General features: G+C 71.0%; 1 protein-coding gene and 1 pseudogene. Both read right to left on the reverse strand.

Features of this window, described 5'->3' with window-relative positions:
- Nucleotides 1-97 precede the first annotated feature (97 nt).
- A pseudogene (locus DBR23_RS21265) lies at nt 98-883 on the reverse strand (acetyl-CoA C-acyltransferase); the annotation flags it as partial.
- Nucleotides 884-924: 41 nt separating this feature from the next.
- The gene (locus DBR23_RS21270; protein WP_017404939.1) at nt 925-2,724 is read right to left on the reverse strand and encodes an acyl-CoA dehydrogenase; all 1,800 of its coding nucleotides are present in this window, start codon (nt 2,722-2,724) and stop codon (nt 925-927) included.
- Between the last annotated feature and the right edge of the window lie 151 nt (nt 2,725-2,875).

Below are 2,875 nucleotides of genomic sequence, written 5' to 3' on the forward strand. Positions count from 1 at the left end.
AAAGTCAATGAAATCAACGATCTACCAACACCACCTCCGCGCCAGTGCTAGCTTTTCGTACCGTCACTTATTGCACTGAAAACGAGGAGACCCCATCGTCCATCAGCACGCAGGCGGCGGCGCCATCGGAGAGCTGGCTGGCATTGCCCGCCGTGACGCTGCCGCCCTCGATCACGGGCTTGAGCGCGGCCAGGCTCTCGAGCGTGGTCTCCGGGCGGTTGCCCTCGTCCTGGGCCAGGGTCACGTCGCGGTGGCTGACGGCCTGGGTCTCCTTGTCGACCACGGCCATGCGCGACGGCAGGGGCACGATCTCGGCGTCGAAGCGTCCAGCCTGCTGGGCCGCCGCCGTGCGCTGCTGCGATTGCAGCGCGTACAGGTCCTGCGCCTCGCGGCCGATCCCGTACTTCCTGGCGACGAACTCCGCCGTCTGCAGCATGGGCATGTAGGCGTGCGGCACCTTGGCCTGGACGGCGGGGTCCGCCTCCGCCGAGGCCCAGTCGAAGTAGCCCTTCTGCACCGCGGAGATGTTTTCCTGGCCGCCCGCGACCACGACCCGCATGCCGTCCACGATGATCTGCTTGGCGGCCGTCGCCACCGCCATGAGCCCGGAAGCGCACTGGCGGTCCAGGGTCTGGCCGCTCACCGCCACGCCCAGCCCGGCCGCGAGCGCGGCGTTGCGCGCCAGGTTCATGCCGGCCGTGCCGGCGCCCAGCACCGTGCCCACGACGACGTCGTCGACCTCGTCCGGGCCGGCGCCGGCGCGCGCGACGGCGTGCCCGATGGCATGGCCCAGCAGCGTGGGCGACTTGATGGCATTGAATGCCCCTTTGTAGGCGCGCCCGATGGGGGTGCGCGCGACGGAAACGATGACGGCCTGGCTCATAAGGTCCTGCGGTGGAGATGGAAAGGGAATGCGTCGCGGCTTCAGATGAACCACGCGTCGCGCATGTCGTAGGCGCAGCGGTCGGCACGCGCGAGCAACGCCCACTGGGCGTGCGTCTGCGGCAGCTCCCACTGGAAGAAGTAGCGCATGGCCTGCAGCTTGCCGCGGTAGTGGTCGGCGGCCTCCCCGCTGGCGGCCGGCAGCGCGCGCGCCGCCGCCCGCCCCTGCAGCAGCCAGATCCAGGCCAGCGTCACGCGCCCGAACGCGTCGAGGTACAGCGTGGCGTTGGCCAGGCCGAGGTCGGGCTCGCTGCGCTGCAGCGCGGCGAGCCCCGCGCTGACCTCCACCAGGCGGTCCAGCGCCGCGCACAGGGCCGCCGCCTCGTCGCCCAGGCCCGCCTCGGAGGCGCGCCCGGCGTCCTGGCGCACGGTGTCGACGAACAGGCGCAGCCCCGCGCCCTGCTCCGCCAGCACCTTGCGGCCGAGCAGATCGATGCCGTGGATGGCCTCGGTCCCCTCGTGGATCATGTTCAGGCGCTGGTCGCGGTACAGCTGCTCCAGCGGGTAGTCGCGCGTGTAGCCCGCGCCGCCGAGCACCTGAATGGCCAGGTCGTTGGCCGCCGCGCCGTAGCGCGCAGGCCAGGACTTCACGACCGGCGTGAGGACGTCGAGCAGCCGGCCGGCCGCTGCGCGCGCCGGCGGCTCCGGATGGGTGTGCTGGTCCTCGAACAGGCTGCAGGCGTACAGGCACAGGGCCAGGCTGCCCTCGGCGTAGGCCTTCTGCACCAGCAGCATCCGGCGCACGTCGGAGTGCTCGACCAGCTTGACCTGCGGCGACAGCGGATCCTTGTTCGACGGCAGGCGGCCCTGCGGCCGCTCGCGCGCGTAGGCCAGCGACTCGCTGAAGCCGCGCCAGGCGATGCTGGCGGACATGACGCCGACGCCGATGCGCGCCTCGTTCATCAGCTGGAACATGTGGGCCAGGCCCTGGTGCTCGCGGCCGACCAGCCAGCCCACCGCGCCGCCCTTCTCCCCGAAGGACAGCACGGTGGAGGTGGTGTTGCGCCAGCCCATCTTGTGCAGCAGCCCGGCCAGCGCCACGTCGTTCGGCGTGTCCGCCGCCCCGTGCTCGCCGGGCAGGATCTTGGGCACCAGGAACAGCGAGATGCCCTTGACGCCGGGCGGCGCGCCCTGGATGCGCGCGAGCACCATGTGCACGATGTTCTCGGTGAGGTCCTGCTCGCCGCCGGAGATGAACATCTTCTGGCCGAAAACGCGGTAGCTCCCATCGGCCTGGGGCACGGCGTAGGTCTTGATGTCGCCCAGGGCGGAACCCTGCGACGGCTCGGTCAATGCCATCGTGCCGGCGAAGCGGCCGTCGCCCAGCGGCGCGAGGTAGCGGGCCCGGAGCTGTGGGCTGCCGAAGGTGCGCAGCAGATTGGCCGCGCCGATCGTCAGCATCGCATAGGCCGCCGTGCCGACGTTGGCCGCGTAGAAGGCGCTCATCGCCGCGCGCAGCACGACCTCCGGCAGCTGCAGCCCGCCCTCGGCCTGCTCCCAGTGCGCACTGAGGAACCCGGCATCCGCGATGGCCTGCCACGCCGCGCGGGTCGGCGCGACGAGGCGGGCCCGGCCATTCTCGAACTGTGGCTCGTTCTCGTCGCCCTCGCGCAGATGCGGCGCCAGCAAATCCTCGGCCAGCTGGCGCGCCGTCTCCAGCGTGGCGTCGAAGACCTCGCGCGAGTGCTCGGCATAGCGCTCGCGCCGCAGCAGGCCCGCGGTGTCCAGGACTTCGTAAAGCAGGAAGGCGAGCTCGCGCTCGCTGATGGTGGCAGTGGCCATGTGGGGTTGTCTCGCTCGAAATAAACACCGAGCGCTCGCTCGGTTTTTGAGGGAGTTTACAATCATTCCCGACCGGCGGTCAATTCGGGCAACCTGCCCCGCCCCCCACCCGACCGCGTCCACGCCTTCCCGCCATGCCCCTGTCCCTCGG

Origin of the sequence: Acidovorax sp. HMWF018, assembly GCF_003061035.1 — a bacterium.
GTDB classification, from domain to species: Bacteria; Pseudomonadota; Gammaproteobacteria; order Burkholderiales; family Burkholderiaceae_C; genus Acidovorax; species Acidovorax delafieldii.

What these genes read in the sequence shown, in the direction of transcription:
- DBR23_RS21270 (WP_017404939.1), bottom strand. Translation starts at nt 2,724, where the DNA reads ATGGCCACTGCCACCATCAGCGAGCGCGAGCTCGCCTTCCTGCTTTAC.